The sequence below is a fragment of the Cytobacillus solani genome (assembly GCF_006704205.1).
Classification (GTDB): Bacteria; Bacillota; Bacilli; order Bacillales; family Cytobacillaceae; genus Cytobacillus; species Cytobacillus solani.
Genome location: NZ_CP041305.1, coordinates 205,207 through 224,557 on the forward strand (window position 1 = coordinate 205,207; position 19,351 = coordinate 224,557).

General features: G+C 37.8%; 16 protein-coding genes. 3 read left to right on the forward strand and 13 right to left on the reverse strand.

Going from position 1 to position 19,351, the window contains the following annotated elements; genetic code table 11:
- Positions 1–27: 27 nt before the first annotated feature.
- The 6 genes from FI644_RS01070 to FI644_RS01095 all read right to left on the reverse strand — a co-directional run bounded on the left by FI644_RS01070 (position 28) and on the right by FI644_RS01095 (position 8,013).
- Positions 28–204 (reverse strand): sporulation YhaL family protein, encoded by a 177-nt coding sequence (locus tag FI644_RS01070; RefSeq protein ID WP_053475151.1) that lies wholly within the window; start codon positions 202–204, stop codon positions 28–30.
- A 269-nt stretch (positions 205–473) separates the two neighbouring features.
- Positions 474–1,418: a 3'-5' exoribonuclease YhaM gene (gene yhaM / locus FI644_RS01075; protein ID WP_053475150.1), complete on the reverse strand. Its 945-nt coding sequence runs from the start codon at positions 1,416–1,418 to the stop codon at positions 474–476.
- A gap of 84 nt (positions 1,419–1,502) precedes the next feature.
- On the reverse strand, positions 1,503–4,502 hold the full coding sequence (locus FI644_RS01080) for an ATP-binding protein (protein WP_142107869.1): 3,000 nt from the start codon (positions 4,500–4,502) through the stop codon (positions 1,503–1,505).
- 12 nt (positions 4,503–4,514) lie between these two features.
- Entirely contained in the window at positions 4,515–5,738 is a 1,224-nt protein-coding gene (locus tag FI644_RS01085) for a metallophosphoesterase family protein (protein WP_053475148.1), read from the reverse strand.
- A gap of 129 nt (positions 5,739–5,867) precedes the next feature.
- Positions 5,868–7,121 (reverse strand): ABC transporter permease, encoded by a 1,254-nt coding sequence (locus FI644_RS01090; protein ID WP_053475147.1) that lies wholly within the window; start codon positions 7,119–7,121, stop codon positions 5,868–5,870.
- The gene (locus FI644_RS01095; RefSeq protein WP_053475146.1) at positions 7,114–8,013 is read right to left on the reverse strand and encodes an ABC transporter ATP-binding protein; all 900 of its coding nucleotides are present in this window, start codon (positions 8,011–8,013) and stop codon (positions 7,114–7,116) included. The genes FI644_RS01090 and FI644_RS01095 overlap by 8 nt, the downstream gene beginning before the upstream one ends.
- A gap of 159 nt (positions 8,014–8,172) precedes the next feature.
- Between FI644_RS01095 and FI644_RS01100 the strand changes: the two genes are divergently transcribed.
- Positions 8,173–8,358 carry a YhzD family protein gene (locus FI644_RS01100; protein ID WP_053475145.1) on the forward strand — a complete coding sequence of 62 codons (186 nt, stop codon included), beginning with the start codon at positions 8,173–8,175 and terminating at the stop codon, positions 8,356–8,358.
- A gap of 59 nt (positions 8,359–8,417) precedes the next feature.
- On the opposite strand, the gene FI644_RS01105 is transcribed toward FI644_RS01100, so the two are convergent.
- The 4 genes from FI644_RS01105 to FI644_RS01120 form a co-directional block, all read right to left on the reverse strand.
- A complete protein-coding gene (locus FI644_RS01105) occupies positions 8,418–9,206 on the reverse strand; it encodes an enoyl-CoA hydratase (RefSeq protein ID WP_053475144.1) in 789 nt (262 codons plus the stop codon).
- A 136-nt stretch (positions 9,207–9,342) separates the two neighbouring features.
- On the reverse strand, positions 9,343–10,965 hold the full coding sequence (locus tag FI644_RS01110; RefSeq protein ID WP_053475143.1) for a long-chain fatty acid--CoA ligase: 1,623 nt from the start codon (positions 10,963–10,965) through the stop codon (positions 9,343–9,345).
- A gap of 448 nt (positions 10,966–11,413) precedes the next feature.
- On the reverse strand, positions 11,414–12,925 hold the full coding sequence (locus FI644_RS01115) for a coproporphyrinogen III oxidase (RefSeq protein WP_053475142.1): 1,512 nt from the start codon (positions 12,923–12,925) through the stop codon (positions 11,414–11,416).
- A 323-nt stretch (positions 12,926–13,248) separates the two neighbouring features.
- On the reverse strand, positions 13,249–14,115 hold the full coding sequence (locus FI644_RS01120) for a Cof-type HAD-IIB family hydrolase (protein ID WP_053475141.1): 867 nt from the start codon (positions 14,113–14,115) through the stop codon (positions 13,249–13,251).
- Positions 14,116–14,458: 343 nt separating this feature from the next.
- Here FI644_RS01120 and FI644_RS01125 point away from each other — a divergent pair, with 343 nt between their 5' ends.
- Positions 14,459–16,234, forward strand: coding sequence for a methyl-accepting chemotaxis protein (locus tag FI644_RS01125; RefSeq protein ID WP_246066987.1), 1,776 nt, complete (start codon positions 14,459–14,461; stop codon positions 16,232–16,234).
- Between the two features lie 89 nt (positions 16,235–16,323).
- On the opposite strand, the gene FI644_RS01130 is transcribed toward FI644_RS01125, so the two are convergent.
- Positions 16,324–17,238, reverse strand: coding sequence for a TIGR01777 family oxidoreductase (locus FI644_RS01130; RefSeq protein ID WP_053475139.1), 915 nt, complete (start codon positions 17,236–17,238; stop codon positions 16,324–16,326).
- Between the two features lie 157 nt (positions 17,239–17,395).
- Between FI644_RS01130 and FI644_RS01135 the strand changes: the two genes are divergently transcribed.
- Complete coding sequence (locus tag FI644_RS01135; RefSeq protein ID WP_053475138.1) at positions 17,396–17,596, forward strand: alpha/beta-type small acid-soluble spore protein; 201 nt, start codon at positions 17,396–17,398, stop codon at positions 17,594–17,596.
- Positions 17,597–17,670: 74 nt separating this feature from the next.
- Here FI644_RS01135 and FI644_RS01140 read toward each other — a convergent pair whose 3' ends face one another.
- Together FI644_RS01140 and FI644_RS01145 are read right to left on the reverse strand one after the other, a co-directional pair.
- The gene (locus FI644_RS01140) at positions 17,671–18,021 is read right to left on the reverse strand and encodes a YlbF/YmcA family competence regulator (protein WP_053475137.1); all 351 of its coding nucleotides are present in this window, start codon (positions 18,019–18,021) and stop codon (positions 17,671–17,673) included.
- A 75-nt stretch (positions 18,022–18,096) separates the two neighbouring features.
- Positions 18,097–19,236 carry a DUF445 domain-containing protein gene (locus tag FI644_RS01145; protein WP_142107870.1) on the reverse strand — a complete coding sequence of 380 codons (1,140 nt, stop codon included), beginning with the start codon at positions 19,234–19,236 and terminating at the stop codon, positions 18,097–18,099.
- Positions 19,237–19,351 lie beyond the last annotated feature (115 nt).

Below are 19,351 nucleotides of genomic sequence, written 5' to 3' on the forward strand. Positions count from 1 at the left end.
TTTTTACATTCGATAGCATGCTAACCTTTATACCCCTCTTCTTGCTTCCTTCTCCTTTTGGATTCTTTCCATGTACACCCTGCCTTCCAGTTCAATGCTTTCATCCTCTAGCTTTCGTTCCTCTTTTCCCGTCCTAAAAGCCATATAAGCACTAATAAGAATCCCTGCTACTACAACATAAGCCCAAAGTGGAATCGTCATCATCTTCATTTCCCCCCTTATTGAAGGATTGTCCAAGCTTTATTAAAATTTATGCCTTCAATTGGAATTTATGATTATCCTTGCATACTTTCTATTCATAAAGTAAACTAGCCGATTGGCAAGCATTGAAAAGGTGAGGAGAGAAGCATTGTTACACGTATACTTAATTCCCAGAATCTTTGACTACGTCAAACAAACTTCATACAAAAAATTCACTATTATATAACGGACAAAAATAAACAGCCGCTCCATCTAAGGAACGGCTGTAAAACTTAATTATGAAAAGTCGGCTTATAGAAGGAACGATTATCTAATGCAAATACTCTTTCCGTGTACTCACCGGGCTTCACTCTATCTAATGCACGGTCAAGCATATTCATCTTCGCATCAAGATTATCAATATAATGAAGAATCTCAGCTTCCTTAATCATCGGAGGCTTTGGACTGCCCCATTCTGCTTTTCCATGGTGGCTTAAAACTAAATGTTGCAGAATGAGTACCTCTTCCCCATTTATTGAAAGTTCATCAGCAGCTTTTCCGATTTCATTAACCATGATAGTGATATGACCAAGCAGGTTGCCCTCAATCGTGTACATGGTTGATATCGGACCAGATAACTCGATGACTTTCCCTAGATCATGAAGAATGACACCCGAATATAAAAGGTCTTTATCAAGGCTCGGATAGAGTCCTGCGATGGCTTTAGCTAAATCAAGCATGGAAACGACATGATAAGCAAGACCTGACACAAATTCATGATGATTTTTTGTCGCTGCAGGATACTCAAGAAATGCGTTCTGATGCTTTTTAATTAAGTGACGAGTGATTCTTTGGATATTCGGATTCTTCATTTCAAAAATATACTGCGTTATTTTCCCCATCATTTCATCCGTACTTAAAGGAGCTGTTTCAAGGAAATCTGCTAATTTAACTGGGTCAGTTGGAGATGCCGGCCGTATCTGACGGATTCGCAGCTGATTGCGCCCGCGGTAATTTAAAATCTCTCCAGTTACTTTCACAATCGTTTCAGGACTAAAGCTTTTTTCATCTCCATCAGACACATCCCAAAGCTTCGCCTCAATTTCTCCACTTTTATCCTGGAATATCAATGTTAAGAAAGGCTTCCCATTACTGGCAATTCCTTTCGTTGCATTTTTAATTAATAGAAACTGTTCAATTTGTTCTCCAACATCATAAAACATAATTCCCTTTGACATATATTCTGCCACTCTCCCTTCTATAAAAATAGTATACCATATAGATTTGTTTTTTCGTCTGATAAGGAGGGCGAGAAATCCATCCTATACTAGCAAACTGGCTGTATTATTTACGTTTAGAATTTGACTCTGTGAAAAATATGGCAGCATATGCTTGTGACATGTAAAAAATAGGATCTGCCTATTTTCAATGCTTTTTAATAGGCTCATAATCTTCTCTGTTCTTACATGGTCAAAGTTCACGAAGCTATCATCAATGATAATTGGAAAAGGGAGCTTCTCATAAATAGTTAATGCAAGAGATAGCCTAAATGCAACATAAACCTGCTCCATCGTAGCCTGACTGACTTCGTTCGCTTCAAATAATTGCTGATTGCTGCTTTCAATGAGAAAACCGCTGCTATCCTTCTTCGGATACAATCGGGTATATTTTCCATCTGTTAAGCAGGCGAGAAATTCTTCCGCTTTTTTCAGCATCCTTGGCATCCGCTCGGTTTTGAAACGCTCCACCGTCTTGTCGAGAATTTCTTTCGCAATCGCATACTTGGCCCATTCTTTTGCATCTTCCTCAAGCTCTGCCTTCATTTGTTTATATTTGTGAAGCAGCTCTGCATATGTGCCGCCTTCTTCTATGACTTGAATTTCATATTTCCTTTCAGCAAGGCCTTGTTGCAGGATTGGCATGATTTCTTTCAGTTCTTTCATCCTTATCGTATGCATTTGAATAGTTGAATCTATATTTGTAAAGCTCATATATGTTTCTATCTCTTCCCCATTAAACGATGAACGTTTCAGCTGACTTGCAACGTTATTAAGCTTTTCATTCAGCTTCTCTTTTTTCTCTGCCAATTGTCCTATTTCTCGGAAGTTCTCCATATTTTCTGCCTGTGCGAGCTGCAGGAGGTTTTGCTGCTCCATTAGAAAATGATCGAGTTCTATTTTTTTTCTTTCATATTCTTCTTCAAGCTCAGAAAGCTTCGACTGCTTTTCACTTTGTTTTATTTGTTTTTCTGTTTCTTCTTTTAGTAACTTCCTTAATAAGTATGCCGTTTCCTGGATATTTGACGGGGGCGTTTGCAAATACGCATCACTTAATGAAGAGATTCCTTCATTCATCTCTGCTATTCGCTTAGAAACAGTTTCACTGCGTTCTAGGATGTTCTTTCTTTCTCTGTATAGCTTCTTCAGTTGTTCGATAAGCTGAAAAGCATCTGCTAAATAATTTAAAGCAATATCCCGTGGAAGAAATAGTTCTTCCCCAAGTTCAATCATTCTTCTCTCTGCTTCCAATTTCGCCTTTTCCCATGATTCAAAAGCCGCTATAATTCTTTCATATTGTTCGTTTCCCTGCTCCCATAAAAGCTGATAATGGCGAAGCTGCTCAACTATTTCCCTATCATTCTCAAGCTTCATTTTATTAGCAGACATCTCATGATCATCATGATCATTCAGCTTTTGAATAAGCTGCCGCTTTTTTTCTTTTAACGTCTTCATTTCATCTGTAAAAACGTTACCATTTGACTTCGTTATTTTTTTATAATGCAAATAGAGAGTAACAATCATGCCAAGCATACCGGCAACAACTAGCGACCACTCGGTGTTTACAATCCCCAAGACAACAAGAATCATAAAAAGAATACTAAAGAGTATTAATTGAATACGATCTTGGGCTTTCTTTCTTCTTGTCTTTTCTATTTCTTTTTTTTCTGCTAATTGGAGAAACGCAAGTCTTTCTTCTATTTGTGTTCGTTCGTATTCAATTATTTCCCTTTGATCGGCATCTTTTATTTTTTCTTCAAGCTCGAGGCGCACACTTGCAGGAAGACGTCGATGTTCTAGACTTTTTATTTTTTCTTCCGTTTCTTCAAGCAACTGTCTCCCTTCATTAAATCGTTCGTCTAGATCCTGTTTTTTTGCCTTTACCCTTCGATACTGCTCTTGCGTATGAGTAATTTTCTCCTTCATAAAGACACTTGTATTAATGCTTAATAGCTCGTCTTCCTGTATGGGCAAATGAAGCTTTTCCTTAACAGAAAGTTCAGCTTGTGTTAATTCTTGTAGCTTTACTGTCAGTTCTTCCTTCTCCTGGTTAAGCTTTTCTAATAATGGGAGACCCTCAACTGCAGCCGTAATTTCTGGTTCTTTATTAATAATAGCTTCATTTGGTTTGCTGTTTTCCAGCTCAATAGTCAAACTGTTTTTTCTCTGCACAAGGCTAGCCATTTGCCCTTCAAGCGGTTTGATCATTTGCTCCAGACGGTCCATTCTTGTTAATCCGTCTATAGGAAAATGAATCTCTTCAAATGTCTTCAGCTCTTCTTCTATCTGTTGCTCTTCCATCTTCAAAGGCTGAATATGTCTCCATTCCTCTAAGCGAGTCTTTTTATCCTGAACAAGTAAAAGTTCCTCATGGCTTGCAGTAATCTGTTCTTCTAACTCCACTTTCTCCTTTAAAAATGTCCAGTACTGTTCATTTTGCTGTTCTGCTTTTTTCAGTTCTTGATGAAGCTGTTTAAGTTCCTTTAACTTGACGTTTATAGTTGGCTTTATCCCATTCGGTTTAAAGCGTGAATCAAGCTCTTTAAGAAGTATATTTTCCGCTTGAATAAGCTGATCTGTCCCTAATGTCCCTGCAGAAAATAAAAATCTTCCTAAATCCTCCCCTTTTAATTGATGGATATTTTGTAAACCATGAACATTGAAGGAGAAAATCGATTGATAAAGTGCTTTATCTACATTTGACAATAGTTCTCTTAAGAGCTCTTCCTCACCCAGCATCCCATCCTCAAGAGTGACCCTGACATCTCCTGTTGCCTTGCCTTTTACACGCTCAATAACAACCTTTCCATGGGTTGGGAATATGGCAGTAAGCTGACCTCCATATTTTGATCCATCCTTCGGTTCATATCTAAGCTCTGACTGCTGCTTAGTCGGAAAGCCAAATAAAATGCTGTGGATGAAAGACATAATAGTTGATTTGCCTGCTTCATTTTCCCCATAGATTACTTGAAATTCATTAAAATTAGATATCTTCAGGCTAGAAAGCTTGCCATATCCATAAATATGTATATCCGTTATTTTCATCTCTTCACCTCCTTAATATGGTTTGTAAAGTAAGTTCACCAGCAGCTTCTTCGCTTCTCCCGCTAAGCTGCTCTTTTCTTCATCAGTTAAATCTTCTAAATATTTTCTCGCAGATGGATGGTCATATAAAGAGGAAATACTTTGATTTAAATAGTGAGCATTGGATGCTGTCTGAAAAAGCTCCTGATAAAAGTCAGATTCACCCGACAATTGTTCATGCGTCCATTCAAGTTTTTCCTTAATCAATAAATCTGCAATCCATACAAAGGCCTCCTCCTCTTTTTCATCCTCCTGAAGGATTTCAAGAAGTTCACCATTTTCAAGGCTTTTATAATCTTGAAGTGGAATATTTACATTTTCAAGAGTTAGAGTAAGAATAATTCCTATGTGATCCAATCGAAATTGATCTACTGTTTTTTTGCATGCTGCATAAATTTCATGAAAGGATGATAAAGCTGCAGCATCGATTGTTAATTCTCGCCAAATAACTGTGGAGGACTCGATAAACGTCATTTCCACCTCTCCGTCCGTTAGCTGAACTAAATAACAGCCCTTCTCCCCCAGTTCTTTCCGATTTCGTCCTTGGATATTGCCCGGATAAATGACAGGCGGCTGGAAATTTAGTTGATTTCGTTTATGAATATGCCCGAGAGCCCAATAATCGAAGCCCTTATCAAGTAATTCCTTTAAAGTAAATGGTGCATACTTGCCATGATCGCTATCTCCTTCTAAATGTCCATGCAAAATACCGATATGAAAATCAGCCTTATCCTTTTTTGCATACTTTTGAATCATGCGCTCATAGACATGTCTTTTTGGATAACTGAATCCATAAAAATTAACAGAGGTTCCGCAATGATTCGTAAATGTTTTTGCTGTGACGTCATGAGGGAAAATATAAACATTTTCTGGCATAGGCAAGTGTGTCCATTTTCCTTCCAGATGGTCATGGTTGCCATGAACAACAAAGACGGGTATATGCTTATCTTCTAAGCGCTTCATTTCTTTCATAAACCGGATTTGTGCACGAATACTGCGATCCTCGCCATCGAATATATCACCAGCAATAATAACAAAGTCCACATTGTGAAGGATGGCCGAATCAACAATTTTCCCGAAAGCTTCAAAGGTGCTCTCCTGAAGCCTCTTGAAAATCTGCTCTGGTAAACCTTTGAGCCCGACCATGGGACTATCTAAATGCAAATCAGCAGCATGAATAAATGTCAATCTTTTCATAAAATAATCCTCTCGTCCTCTTTTTTACCATTTTAACTGATTTCGAAAGCGAATGCACGTTCTCACCTAATTCCATTTTTTTATTTAATGAAAAAAGCTCGCCAATTTGGCAAGCCTCTCTCATGATAATTATTTATTCTTTGTTAATTGCAATGCTTTTTTAATATCCTTAAACGAATTCGATTTTCCGTACATTAATACGCCGCCCTTATATACCCTTGCACCAAAGATAGCAAGCACTACAATCGTAACGAGAAGGATCGCTATACCAAGCAGTGGCTCCCATGCAGGTAATGTCAGCATTCCTACACGCATAAACATCAGCATTGGAGTAAAAAACGGGATGTAGGAGGTAATCGTAATAAAGGTTGTTTCTGGCTGATTAAGGCCCACCATTGCGATCATAAATCCTGCAACAATCATAATCGTCATCGGAGTGATCATCTGCTGGACATCCTCAATGCGGCTTACGAGCGAGCCAAGGAAGGCTGCTAATGTCGCATATAAGAAATAGCCTAGGATAAAGAATACAACCGCATAAATAATCGTTTGTACGGGAATATCCCCAAAACCGAAGAACTCAAAAAATCCGCCTTCCATTGATTCTAAGTTTTGCTTCACAAAATAATAGCCAATTAGAAGAAATGCAGCCATTTGAGTTAAACTAAGCAAGGCAATCCCCAATATTTTGGCAAACATTTGCTTAATTGGAGAAACACTTGAAATCAGAATTTCCATTACACGTGAAGATTTCTCTGTTGCAACTTCCATTGCGATCATATTTGCATACATAACAACGGCAAAATAAATAACAAATAGCAGAACGTATACAAGTCCTCGTGCTTGATTTAATTCTTCCTCTGTTTTTGCATTTTCCTCGAGAGCTGTTTTATTAAACGCAACGGGCTCATATAGTTTTCCTAATTGCTCTTGGGATAAATTAATCTGTTCTGCGGCAGCTTGTGTTTTTATTTGCTGCAGCCCTTGCTGTAATGTGGCAGGAAGGGTAGAATCAGCAATACTCTTTGCCTTGTAGGACGCTACTGGCAAATTCTCATTATCCTGAGATAAAATGAGCAGCCCTTTATATTCATCATTCTTAACAGCTTTTTCTCCCTCTGCTTCTGAGCCTTCAAAGAGCTGTAGGTGAACATCTTTATTAATTGTCTTTATCTGTTCCTTGAAAGGAGCAAACAGCTCACCTGATTGGTCAATGACTGCTACTTTTTCCCCTTGTTCATCATCACTGAAAACATCAATAATTTTTGACATATTTGTTAAACCAACAATTAGCACAAGTGTTATAAGTGAAGTAATAATGAAAGATTTCGTTTTAATTTTGCTAAAATACGTATGCCAGAAGATAATCCAAAAATTATTCATAGGAAGCACCTACCTTTTCAATAAAAATATCATTTAATGAAGGTTCTTCAAGAACGAATTTTCGGATAAACCCTTTTCCAACAATCTCCTTCAAAATGCCTTCAGCAATTTCTTCGCCCTCAATTTGCAGATGAATCCCTTCAGTTGTCTGCCGAGATCTTGTAACCCCTGGATAGTTCTTCAAGAATTCCAGGCTGAAATCTGCATGAATGACTAGATTTTTTCTGCCGAATGCACGTTTAATTTCTTTTAAAGCCCCTTGAACGACTGGCTTCCCTTTATGCATAATGCATAAGTGCTCACACATTTCTTCCACATGCTCCATTCTGTGAGAAGAAAAAACAATCGTAGTTCCATTATTCTTCAACTCTAGCACCGCATCCTTAAGCTGCTCGACATTCACTGGATCAAGACCGCTGAATGGTTCGTCCAGAATTAATAGTTTCGGCTTATGTATCACTGCAGTAATAAATTGAATTTTTTGCTGGTTCCCTTTGGAAAGCTCTTCTACTTTTTTCTCCGCGTACTCAGGCACTTTAAAACGGCTCAGCCAATAATCAAGCTCCTTTAAGACATCTTGTTTCTGCATACCGCGCAGTCTTGCCAAATAGACAATTTGATCCTTTACCTTTAACTTTGGGTACAGCCCTCTCTCCTCGGGCAAATAGCCGATAAGCGGGCTTGTCGAATAATCAATTGTTTGTCCATCCCACGTAATTTCCCCCTCACTCGCATCGATCAACCCAAGAATCATTCGAAATGTTGTCGTTTTCCCTGCACCATTCCCTCCAAGAAACCCAAACATCTCCTTCTCAGGAATAGAGATGGACAGATCATCAACAGCAGTAAAGTTTCCAAAACGTTTTGTTACATGTTCAAGCTGTAATCCCATTGTAGTATCTCCTTTCTTTCACCAATTACTTATACGGATTAGATTGGAAAAAGGTTCATTTTCTTACGATTCATACAATAAAATAATTCTTTGCACTATGATAAAAATTATGCAAGAATAATAGTAACAATCTGAATTTTAAAAACTGGAGGGGTTAGAATGAAAACTTATAAATTAACAGCTTTCGAAGCGAATGGGGAAAAAATATTAGATGAGGCCTTTCAAGCAGGAAACGATGACGAGGCAAAAGGAATGGGCGAAAAGCTTTTAAGCGAAAAAGGATTATCTGAAAAAACACATCGCTGCACATCGCCTGCGGGGAAACTTATTTTATTTCACCGGTAAACGGCATCATATAAAAAGCAAAGAGTAACTGGCTGCTCTTTGCTTTTTATATCTATTATCTACTTTCCTATGAAAACGGGTCTCCGTTTTTCCAAAAATGCTTGAATCCCTTCCTGATGGTCCTTCGTCTGCCGCATTTTATGCTGACCTTCTTTTTCTAGCTCAAGCACTCTCAGTAATTGCGGGCTGTTTTTTTCAGCAAAGATTGTTTTTGTTTCGATCATTGCTTGTAGAGGACTGTTTAGTAATTTCTGAAGCTTGGCTTCTAGTGCTTCATCCAATCCTTCAGTAACATCATGGATGAGCCCGAGCTGATAGGCTTCTTCAGCAGATAAAGGTTTTCCTTCCCAAATGAGATGCTTTGCCCTATCCTCACCAAGGCGCTTTTCTAAGAAGTAATGCCCTCCGCCATCTGGAATTAACCCTATGCTAATAAAGTTCATCGCCAACTTACTAGATTTATCAGCGACTATGTAATCAGTTGCTAAAGCTATGCTTAAACCAAGACCTGCAGCGGCTCCTGTTACAGCACTAATTGTTAACTTAGGCATCGTATAAAGAGTGGCAACCACCTCACTAATACAATCCATAACAATCGGGAAGTCCTCTTCTTTCGCTTCAAGTAGCATCGTCTTTATATCTCCGCCAGAGGAGAACGCTCGCCCTTTTCCTTTGAGAACGACGATATCCACATCACTAGATTGGCTAATTTCCTTTAAGACAGCGGCTAATCCTTTTAACATTTCTACATTTAAAGAATTTAATGATTCTGGTCTATTTAATTCAACTGTTGCTACTCGACCATTTACATGCAATTGCACTGTATCCGTTTTAAATTCAATTGTCACAATATTCCCTCCTTTAATCTTCCTTCTCCCATTATATAGAATATTATTATATTTAAAAAGTTTTATTTAAAAAATTCTAAATATTTAAATGAAAACAACCGCAAACATATTGTTTACGGTCAAGTTTTCTAGCCTATTAGTTCGTTCCAGCGTAATTTTTATGAACCTGATCTCTTAATGCCATTTTGAGGAACTTACCTACAGATGTTTTTGGAATCTCCTCAAGGAAAAGAATGTCGTCTGGAATCCACCATTTAGCAAATTGTGGTTTTAAGAATTCGTAAAGTTCTTCTTTTTCTATTTTTCCTTTATATGCTTCATTCAAAACGACACAGGCTACCGGACGCTCCTGCCATTGCTCGCTCGGAACAGCAATAACAGCCGCTTCGAAAACTGCTTCATGGGCCATAAGTGCGTTTTCAAGGTCAACCGATGAGATCCATTCACCGCCGCTTTTAATGAGATCCTTCGTACGATCGACGATTTTCATAAATCCTTCCTCATCAATCGTTACAACATCTCCTGTATATAGCCACCCATCATGAAAAGCGTCTGACGTTCTCTCATCCTTGTAATATTCTGAGGCAATCCACGGACCACGAATTGCAAATTCTCCCATTTCTTTTCCATCCCATGCGATTTCTCCATCCTTGCCGACTACCTTCATTTCGAGACCTGGCACAAGAATTCCCTGCTTCGCTTTAATCTCAACCTTCTCTTCATAGGATAGCTCTTCCTGATAGCTTTTGAGAGTAGATATAACAACTAACGGACTTGTCTCCGTCATCCCATACGCATGCATAAAAGGAATGTTATGCTTTTGCTCAAAAGCTTTAATCATGCCTTTTGGAGCAGCTGCCCCTCCACAAAGTACGGATCGAAGCGAACTCATATCATACGTATTTTCTTCCAGCTCTTTCAGAAGACCTAGCCAAATGGTTGGAACACCTGCTGTAATCGTCACCTTTTCATCCTGAATGAGCTCAGCAAGCAGCTTCGGTGTAAAATAAGGTCCAGGCATAACGAGATTTGTACCGAACCATACAGCAGCAAACGGCAATCCCCATGCATTCACATGGAACATTGGGACAACAGGCATGGCAATATCTTTTTCGCTCACAGCTGCACTATCAGCCATTCCTAATGCCATACTATGGAGAACAATGCCACGATGAGAGTAAACAACTCCTTTAGGATTGCCAGTTGTTGCTGATGTATAACACATACCTGCTGGAGCATTTTCATCTAAATCATCCGGATATTCATATACCCCGGTCGCTTCATCTAATAATTTTTCATAATGATAAACATTGGAAAGTGTTGTTTCCGGCAGTTCAGGCTCATCTGTCATAATGACATATGCCTTAACGGTTGGGATCTTATCCTTTACTGCCTCGATTAAAGGCAGAATATCCGCATCAATTAAGAGTACTTTATCCTCCGCGTGATTGATGATGAATACAATATGCTGCGGGGAAAGACGAATGTTAATTGTATGGAGAACTGCCCCGCTGCACGGAATCGCGAAATACGCTTCCAGGTGACGATGGTGGTTCCATGCAAGTGTGCCTACTTTATCTCCTCTTTCCACACCAAGCTTTTGAAGTGCTTCAGCCAGTTTTCTAGTTCGGTCAGCTATTTGCTTGTATGTAAATCGCTGGATGCCACTGGCTGTTCGTGAAACCACCTCTTTTTTTGGAAAAAACCTCTCTGCTCTGTTAATCATTTGCGTCATTGTCAAAGGTGTTTGCATCATCATTTTTGATTCCTCCCTTTTTAAAAGCGCTTACATCCCCAAAGAAGTTTATGAATATTTGTACCTACATATTCTCTTTTTATTAGGAAAACCCTTTATTTTTATTGAAGATTCTGAAATTAAGTTGATGCTTTCGATCGCTAGCTTTTTGATCACGTTTTTCTCCATCTATTACCATTTTCTGTTAGATAATTCTTTTTATGTTTGCCCATTTTCCTTTTTAAGGGAATTTTAGGTTCGTATTTATTTTTACGTCACTTATTTTTCCTGTTTAAGGAAATTAAAGGTTCATATTTCTTTTTACGTGACTTATTTTTCCTTTTTGAGGAAATTGCGGGTTCTTATTTCATTTTACGCACCTTCTTATTCCTATTTAAGGAAATTATAGGTCTGTATCTCTTTTTAAGTAATCTCCTTTATCTCCACTAAAAATAAAAAATCCCCGCCGCATTTAGGCAAGGGATTCTTTGGTATTAAATAATTCATCTAAGATGTTCATTTTATCTTCTGTATATTTTTCGAAGCTGTCATTATATGTTTTCGGATCCTTTGGATTGGCAAAATGAGTGATTTTTCCTGTTTGCGGATGAATGAATTTACTTGCCGCTCCACAGCCAAGACCAATAATTGTCTGCTGCTCTTCCATAATCATAATATTATAGATGCTATCCTGATTCGGCAGCGCATACCCGACATTTTCCAGGTTGCCGAGGATATTCTTCTGTCTATATAGGTAGTATGGAGTATATTGATGGTCTTTTGTCCAATCCTCCGCCATGTTCATCATTTTCTCAATCTCAACTCGATCTGCTACTTTATACTTTTCCTTATTACGCGTCATTTCTGATGCACGTTTGAAGGATAGTGTATGAACAGTGAGTGATTCAGGCATCAGTTTTTCAGTCTCATGCAAGCTATTAGCAAATTCTGATACACCTTCACCAGGCAAGCCAATGATTAAATCCATATTAATGTTATTCATGCCCATTTCCCGTGCTAGATGGAACTTTTCAATCGTTTCCTCTACAGAATGGTGCCTTCCAATTGCTTTTAATGTTTCTTGTGTGTACGACTGGGGATTAATGCTTATCCGATCAATTTTCCATTTTTTCAGGACCTCTAGCTTCTCAGGGGTGATCGTATCCGGTCTCCCAGCTTCTACCGTCACTTCTCGGATCTTATCTACATCAGGGAAGGAAGCATACATTTCCTCATAAAGCATATCCATCTCTTCAGCAGTAATGCTTGTCGGTGTGCCTCCCCCATAATAGACGGTTGTAATTCTAACGTTGTTTTCCTTCAACCATTCCCCAACTTTTCTCATTTCATAATGTAATCCGCCTAAGAAGGAATCAACAGATCCTTGGCGGCCATTAATCGCATAAGCAGGGAAGGTACAATAGGCGCACTTCGTCGGACAAAAAGGAATGCCGATATAAATACTTACCTCATTTTGCAGCTCGTAAAGGTCTGGAACAACGGAAAGCTGCCGATCAACGATTTGCTGCATAAGTTGAATTTTCTCATCAGTTATTAAGTACTCATCCTTCAGCTGCTGATGGGCAATAGACTTAGGGATTTTCTTTTGCATCTGGCGGTGAAGAAGCTTTGTCGGCCGGATCCCTGTAAGAATTCCCCATTTCTGCGTAATGCCAGTCCAATCCTGAAGCACGGTCAAATATACATGGGCAACCGCATGTTTCACCTGTTTGAAATGCTCTTTTTCTGTTGAAGCTGGCATAAGCTCTTTTTCATACTCTGATGACTTGCTTCTGCCCTCACTGTCTACAAGATTCCCATTCACCTTAATAGACTGACTAATTTCCACTTTAAATTCTATAGTAATATCTTTCTGAACAAGTGGCTGAAAAGAAATCTCACATTCCTCAAAAAATAAATTTGCGATCAGCTGAAGCGGACGCTGAAAGCGTTCATCCTCTATTCCTTTAATTGAAATTTGCAAAATAATCACCTTTTATTAGATATAATGAAACAACCATCATCTTTGTTAAGAGGATGGCAGCAAAGAATGACGTATATTAAACATCTTTAAGTGTACAGAAATGGCAAAACAAGGTCAATTGTTTATAGCTGGGAGATATTTTTGGAAAAATAATTGCGATTCATGCTTAATTATTTTCATACTGACGATTTATCAGCGAAATTTAAAATAAATCTACGAAATCAGCTGATTTATCTACGAAATCTCGATTTATCAATTTTTCGACAATAACAAACAAATTCAAAAAAAGAGTTAATCTCTAAGATCAACCCTTCGCTGGCCCATTATTTTAATATATTCATTTTCTTCAAAAATTCAATCGGATGCTGTTTTCTAAAGTGTTCCTTCACCATGTAAGTGACTCCCAGCTGGTCATTCGGACGTGTAATCCAGTCGGCAGCTTTTTTCACTTCAGCAGGAGCATTTCCCATGGCTACGCCAAGTCCAGCGGCCTCTATCATTTCTAAGTCATCAATTCCATCACCGATGACAACCATTTCATTTCGCCCAATTCCTAATTGTTCACCTAAATACAATAGCCCATTGAGCTTAGAAACACCAACTGGCATTATATCCATTCGGAACTCGTTCAATTGAATAATATCAACTTCCCCAAATGTTCCTTGGATGGCTGCTTTAGCATCCTTAAGATCTGTCTCATCCTCAAAATATACTTCAATCTTAGGAGGAGTTACAGGTTCTTCAAGAATGGTCTCACTAACGGAATCCACAAATTGCTGCGAATAAAAAATAGGGTCACCTGAAGAAAAGACCGTCTTTGCCAACATATTATGATTTAGCTTCGATTTATTTGCTAATGCAAATTTCTCATGCACTAATCGAATTTGACTTGGAAATCCCTCAAGTAATCTAACGATTTCATACGTAACATCCTCTGCTAACCGTTTAACAAATATCGGCTTATCCTCTTGCCCTGCAATATAGGCACCGCTATGGGCGACAAGAAGCGTATTTAGCTTTAAAGCTTTTGCCACCTTTTTCGCAGATGGGAAGCTTCTTGCAGTCACTAAGGTCACATAAATTCCTTTTTGCTGAACATATTCAATTGCTTCTTTTGTTGATTTATGAAGTCTTCCATTCGATTGAAGGAGTGTTCCGTCAATATTTATCGCTAACAGCCGATAGATCATCTCATTGCCCCCTATTCCTGATGTAAATATCTCTACTACACTTTTATGAAAAAACGAAAAGGAATAGAACGGACATGGACACAAAAATACCCCTGAGTTTTTAAATCACTCGAATACCAGCTGTTAAGGTTGGTAAAAATCACAAGGTTGGTGCCAGTAGTTTTTCGTTATTATTTATTTCTTAAATAGCATTGTACATAATAACAAAAACATTAATTTTTAAGAGATTTCATTAAAAAAATATAAAGATTGGAATATTTATACTCTAGTTAATTTATAGTTGAAATGTTAATAAATGAAAATAAATAGGACAATGAAACTAAAAAACTGGAGGGCAACTTTAATGAAAACTAGTAAGCTTCATTCCATAAAAAGCAAATTAATAGTTATCTCATTTCTAATTTTAACGGTTCCTTTAATTTCTTTAGGAATTATAAGTTATAACAAAAGTAAGGAAAGTTTAGATGAGCTTGGTACAGCAAATTTAGAAAATAGTGTCAAGATGGTTATAGAAATGATTGATGTTTTGAATAAAGAAGTTAAAAAAGGGAATCTTCCGTTAGAAAAAGCTCATGAACAGGTTAAAGTCACTATTCTCGGTGAAATGAATGCTGATGGAAGCAGACCCGTCAATAATAAAATTGGTGAATATGGCTATATTTTTGTATTGGATGATAAAGGAAATCAAATTGCACATCCACAATTAGAGGGGAAAAATAGTTGGGATTCTACAGACCCAAATGGAGTAAAGTCAACGCAAGAATTAATCAAAAAGGCGAATGAAGGTGGAGGACTTACCTATTTTGAATGGCCATTGCCAAATAATAAAAGCAAAATTGAACCCAAAGTAACCTATTCAGAAAAAGATCCTAATTGGGGCTGGACCATTAATGCAGGTACTTATTTGATTGATTTTAATAAACCTGCACAAGAAATATTTAATATTATTCTAATAATAATTGGCTGCACATTAGTCATCGGAATTTTAGTCATATGGGGTTTTGCCAATAATATTTCAAAGCCTATACAATTAGTGACAAAGCAAATGAATGATCTTGCTGAGGGTGATTTATCCAAGGAGATCGTACTGATTAAGAAAAGAGATGAAACTGGACAATTGGCATCTGCAATTAACTATATGCAGGAAAATTTGACGGTTATTATTTCCAACGTATCTAAAGCAACAGAAAGTATTTCAAAACAAAGCGAGGAATTGATGCAATCCGCAAGTGAAGTGCAGGAAGGCTCCATTCAAATTGCATCAACCATGCAAGAGCTAGCCTCCGGTACTGAAACTCAGGCAAATAATGTTAGTGATTTATCTTCAGCTATGCATACTTTTTCAAAAGACATTGAAGAAGCTAATACAAATGGGAAACAAATACAAGAGTCCTCGAGCGAAGTAATTATGATCACTAAAGAAGGAAGTCAATTAATGAATTCTTCAAAGGACCAAATGATAAAGATTGATCAAATTGTTCAAGATGCCGTACAAAAAGTTCAAGGTCTGGACGTTCACTCACAACAAATATCGAAATTGGTAGGAGTTATTAAAGATATTGCAGATCAAACGAATTTATTAGCGTTAAATGCGGCTATTGAAGCTGCAAGAGCAGGCGAACACGGAAAAGGTTTTGCAGTCGTTGCGGACGAAGTGAAAAAACTTGCTGAACAGGTATCAGAATCTGTACAAGATATTACTTCTATCGTTACAAATATTCAGAGTGAATCAAGTGTAGTAGTGAAATCGTTACAAAGCGGATATACAGAGGTGAAAAACGGGACAAACCAAATTGAAGCAACTGAAGAAAAATTCCAAGATATTGAGAAAGCTGTAATGGAAATGGTAAATAACATAAAATCGGTATCCGAAAAGCTGGCAAGTATTTCTATAAAAAGTCAAGAAATGAATACCTCTATTGAGGATATTGCTGCAATTTCTGAGGAATCTGCTGCCGGTATTGAGCAAACGTCTGCTTCTTCTCAGCAAACGAGCGCTTCAATGGAGGAAGTGGCAGACAGCTCTACTAATCTGGCTGACCTAGCAGAAGACTTAACTAGGATCATTCGTCAATTTAAACTACCGAAAATGCAGAAAAAGGACCACCACTTGGATTGACCTGCAGCCAATAAGTTTGACAAATTTATTAAGCAGCTATCAAGGATTGAATTCTGTAATGAACAGGACTCAATCCTTTTCGTTTTGCTTTATTCAATTATATCTCTTAAAGCCTCCTCTAAATCTGTATGCAAAAATTGAAACCCTTCTGCTTGAAGCCTTTTGGGGATGCAGTTTCTTCCGGTTAATGCAAGACTCGGATCAGCTCTCATAATGATATAGGCACCTAGCTTAACGAATGGGGCAGGTGCAGGCGGAGCCCATCCCTTATTCATCACCTTTCTTAGCGTTTTCATAAACTCTTTATTCGTTACTGGATTTGGTCCTGTTGCATTATAAATCCCTTCATAATGCTCATTCTCGATTGCCTTAACAAACATTTCATTTAAATCATCCATATGTAGCCAGCTAATATACTGCCTACCAGACCCAATGGTCCCTCCGAGTTTAAATTTTGCTAAATTCTGTAATGGACCAAGGGCACCACCGTTTTTCCCTAAGGCAAAGCCAATTCTTAATAGCACTTTTCGTGTGTGTGGCCAATCATTTTTGAAAAATGCCGCCTCCCACTTCTCACAAACCTCAACAGAAAATCCGATGCCATGAACGGAGTCTTCATGACAAATTTCAGTCGTATCACCGAAGATTGCAAGCGAGCCTGCTTGAATACATACTTGAGGAGGATTGTTACTCTTCAAAATAGCCTCCTGCAAAACTTGTACCGAAGCAAGTCTTGAAGAGATGATTTCCTCTCGATTCCTTTTTGTATAAAGACAGTTCACACTTTTACCAGTAAAATTGATAACCGCATAGCTTTCATCGATTCTGCTAGCCCATTCGTCTTCTAATCGAACGCCATCCCAATGAATATATTCAATTTGATCATTGGTGGCTGTTTTTCCCCTTGTTAAAATCGTCACCATGTATCCGCGTTCCATTAAATAGCTGGCAAGTGATTGTCCCAGAAACCCGCTTCCTCCTGCAAGTACAATTCTTTTTTTCAAGAAATCCCCTCCCCCATTTCTATTAAGTCAGAATACCAAAGGAAATAATTAATAAAGCTACTTATGAAAAATTTACCACTATAAACATTGAATAAATAGTGATAATTATTAAAAAAATAAAATTGTATTAACTATAACACCAAAGGAGATGATTTACATGGCAAGTAACAATAGTTCAAATCAGCTTTTAGTACCAGGCGTTTCTCAAGCAATTGATCAAATGAAGGTAGAAATTGCATCAGAATTTGGCGTAAATCTTGGCCCAGAAACATCTTCAAGAGCAAATGGTTCTGTTGGTGGAGAAATTACGAAGCGTCTTGTTCAAATGGCTGAGCAGCAGCTTGGCGGAAGATTTTAAATAAACCTATACTTAATGAACAAAAACAACCGTTCCTCCTAAAAGATGAACGGTTGTTTTTTTCCTTAGTTGGCTTATTGTACAGATCCGTACAGCTCTTCTAAAGGCTTCATGATAATTTTGTTCATTTCAGCAATGACCATGCTCATTCGCTGCTCTGCTTCCATCAGCTTTGAAATTTTTGCATTTTGCTGTACGAGTGCAACAGATTTTTGCGCCTGCATAACCTCTTCTTCTGAAATATCCTGTCCCATCATTTGTTTCTGCTGCAGCTGCAATTGAATGTTTCGGAAATTTTCAAACATATCCTTTGCTGATTGATCTGCGTTCACTTCATCATAAGCCTGTTTTAAAAGGCTGTATTCTTCACTTTGTCTAACCGCCTTCTCAAGCTCATAGGCTGAATCGTATAAATTAACTGGCATGTATGACACTCCTTATTCTTTTCGAGAATGACTTCACTATAACAAACTATGTTCATAAATGCGAGAAATGACATATTAGTTCATAAGAAGTGCAAGAATTCCTTGAAAAATTCCGATGATACCACCTAGCAAGGCACCTAAAAAGGTAATCATTTTTAATTCCTTGTTGATAATTGTCATTACCATTTCCTCTAGCTGCTCTAAAGAGAAAGTTTCAACCTGCTGACGAACAATTTCTTGAAGGCGAAGTCTTTCCATTAGATCATCTATACGGTTTGACAGCCATTCAACAAAAAACTGTACACCATTATGTGCAACGGTTTCAACGATTTCTTTTCGGAAGGATGCCGTTAATGTGGACAGCGGCGTTTGGAATACATGCTCCAAATTCAACAATTTCCTTACATTTGTTTTAATCATTGTGAGGATTTCATCTTTTTTAAACTGATTTTCAATCTTCTCAGCTTCCCATTCAAGAACATTGTTCCATTCCTTTTTAAGAAGCGCTGTTATCATTTCAGCAGTACCTTCATTTTTGAGAAACTTAATGATTTCTGGCTGTATTTTATCAGCGATATTCATATTCCCCATAAACATTTGCATCATGTTTCCAAGCACACCGCTTCGTTCCTTCAGGAAATCATCTGCCATTTTTTGGATCCGTCTATTCCCTTCATAGCTTGAAAAATAGTCGACCCCTTTTTGGATTATAAATTCGCTAATGGCTGGAAGCTTGGCTTCCACTTTTTCAATCATATTTTCAGGAATAATCATCCTTAAAGATTGATGACGATATTTATCGATCAGCCTTTCATATTTTTCATCTATCCATTCGTTTATACGAAATTCTGCTTTCAGATGTCCGTCTGTTATCCCTAACGTTTCAAGCAGCTCTGCTGGAGTCTTTTCGGAATCAAAAAAATTCTCCATTTCTCGTTGAACAAAGCTAGTCATCTCTTTTTGGAAGTTCTCATTTAGAAATTTTTTCTTTATTCCGTCCGGTGTTAATAAATGTCGAGTAACTACTTTTCCCATTTGCTCTGCAAGCTCACCTTGTCTCTTTGGAATTAAACCTGGTGTAAAAGGGACTCTCCATTTGCCGATATACAATGTTCTATATGGCCTAAAGAGCATTTTAATCGCTAGATAATTTGTAAAGCCTCCAATAATCGCCCCAATTGCGATCATCATAATAATTGTCAGTGCTATTTGCATAAATTTTTACATCTACCTTCCATCTGGGCTTCTCGCACCAATTTATCATTTTTTTCATATGATGCTGTTATCAGCTTTTGCCTATATAATAATGTACCATAAAGCCCATATAAAT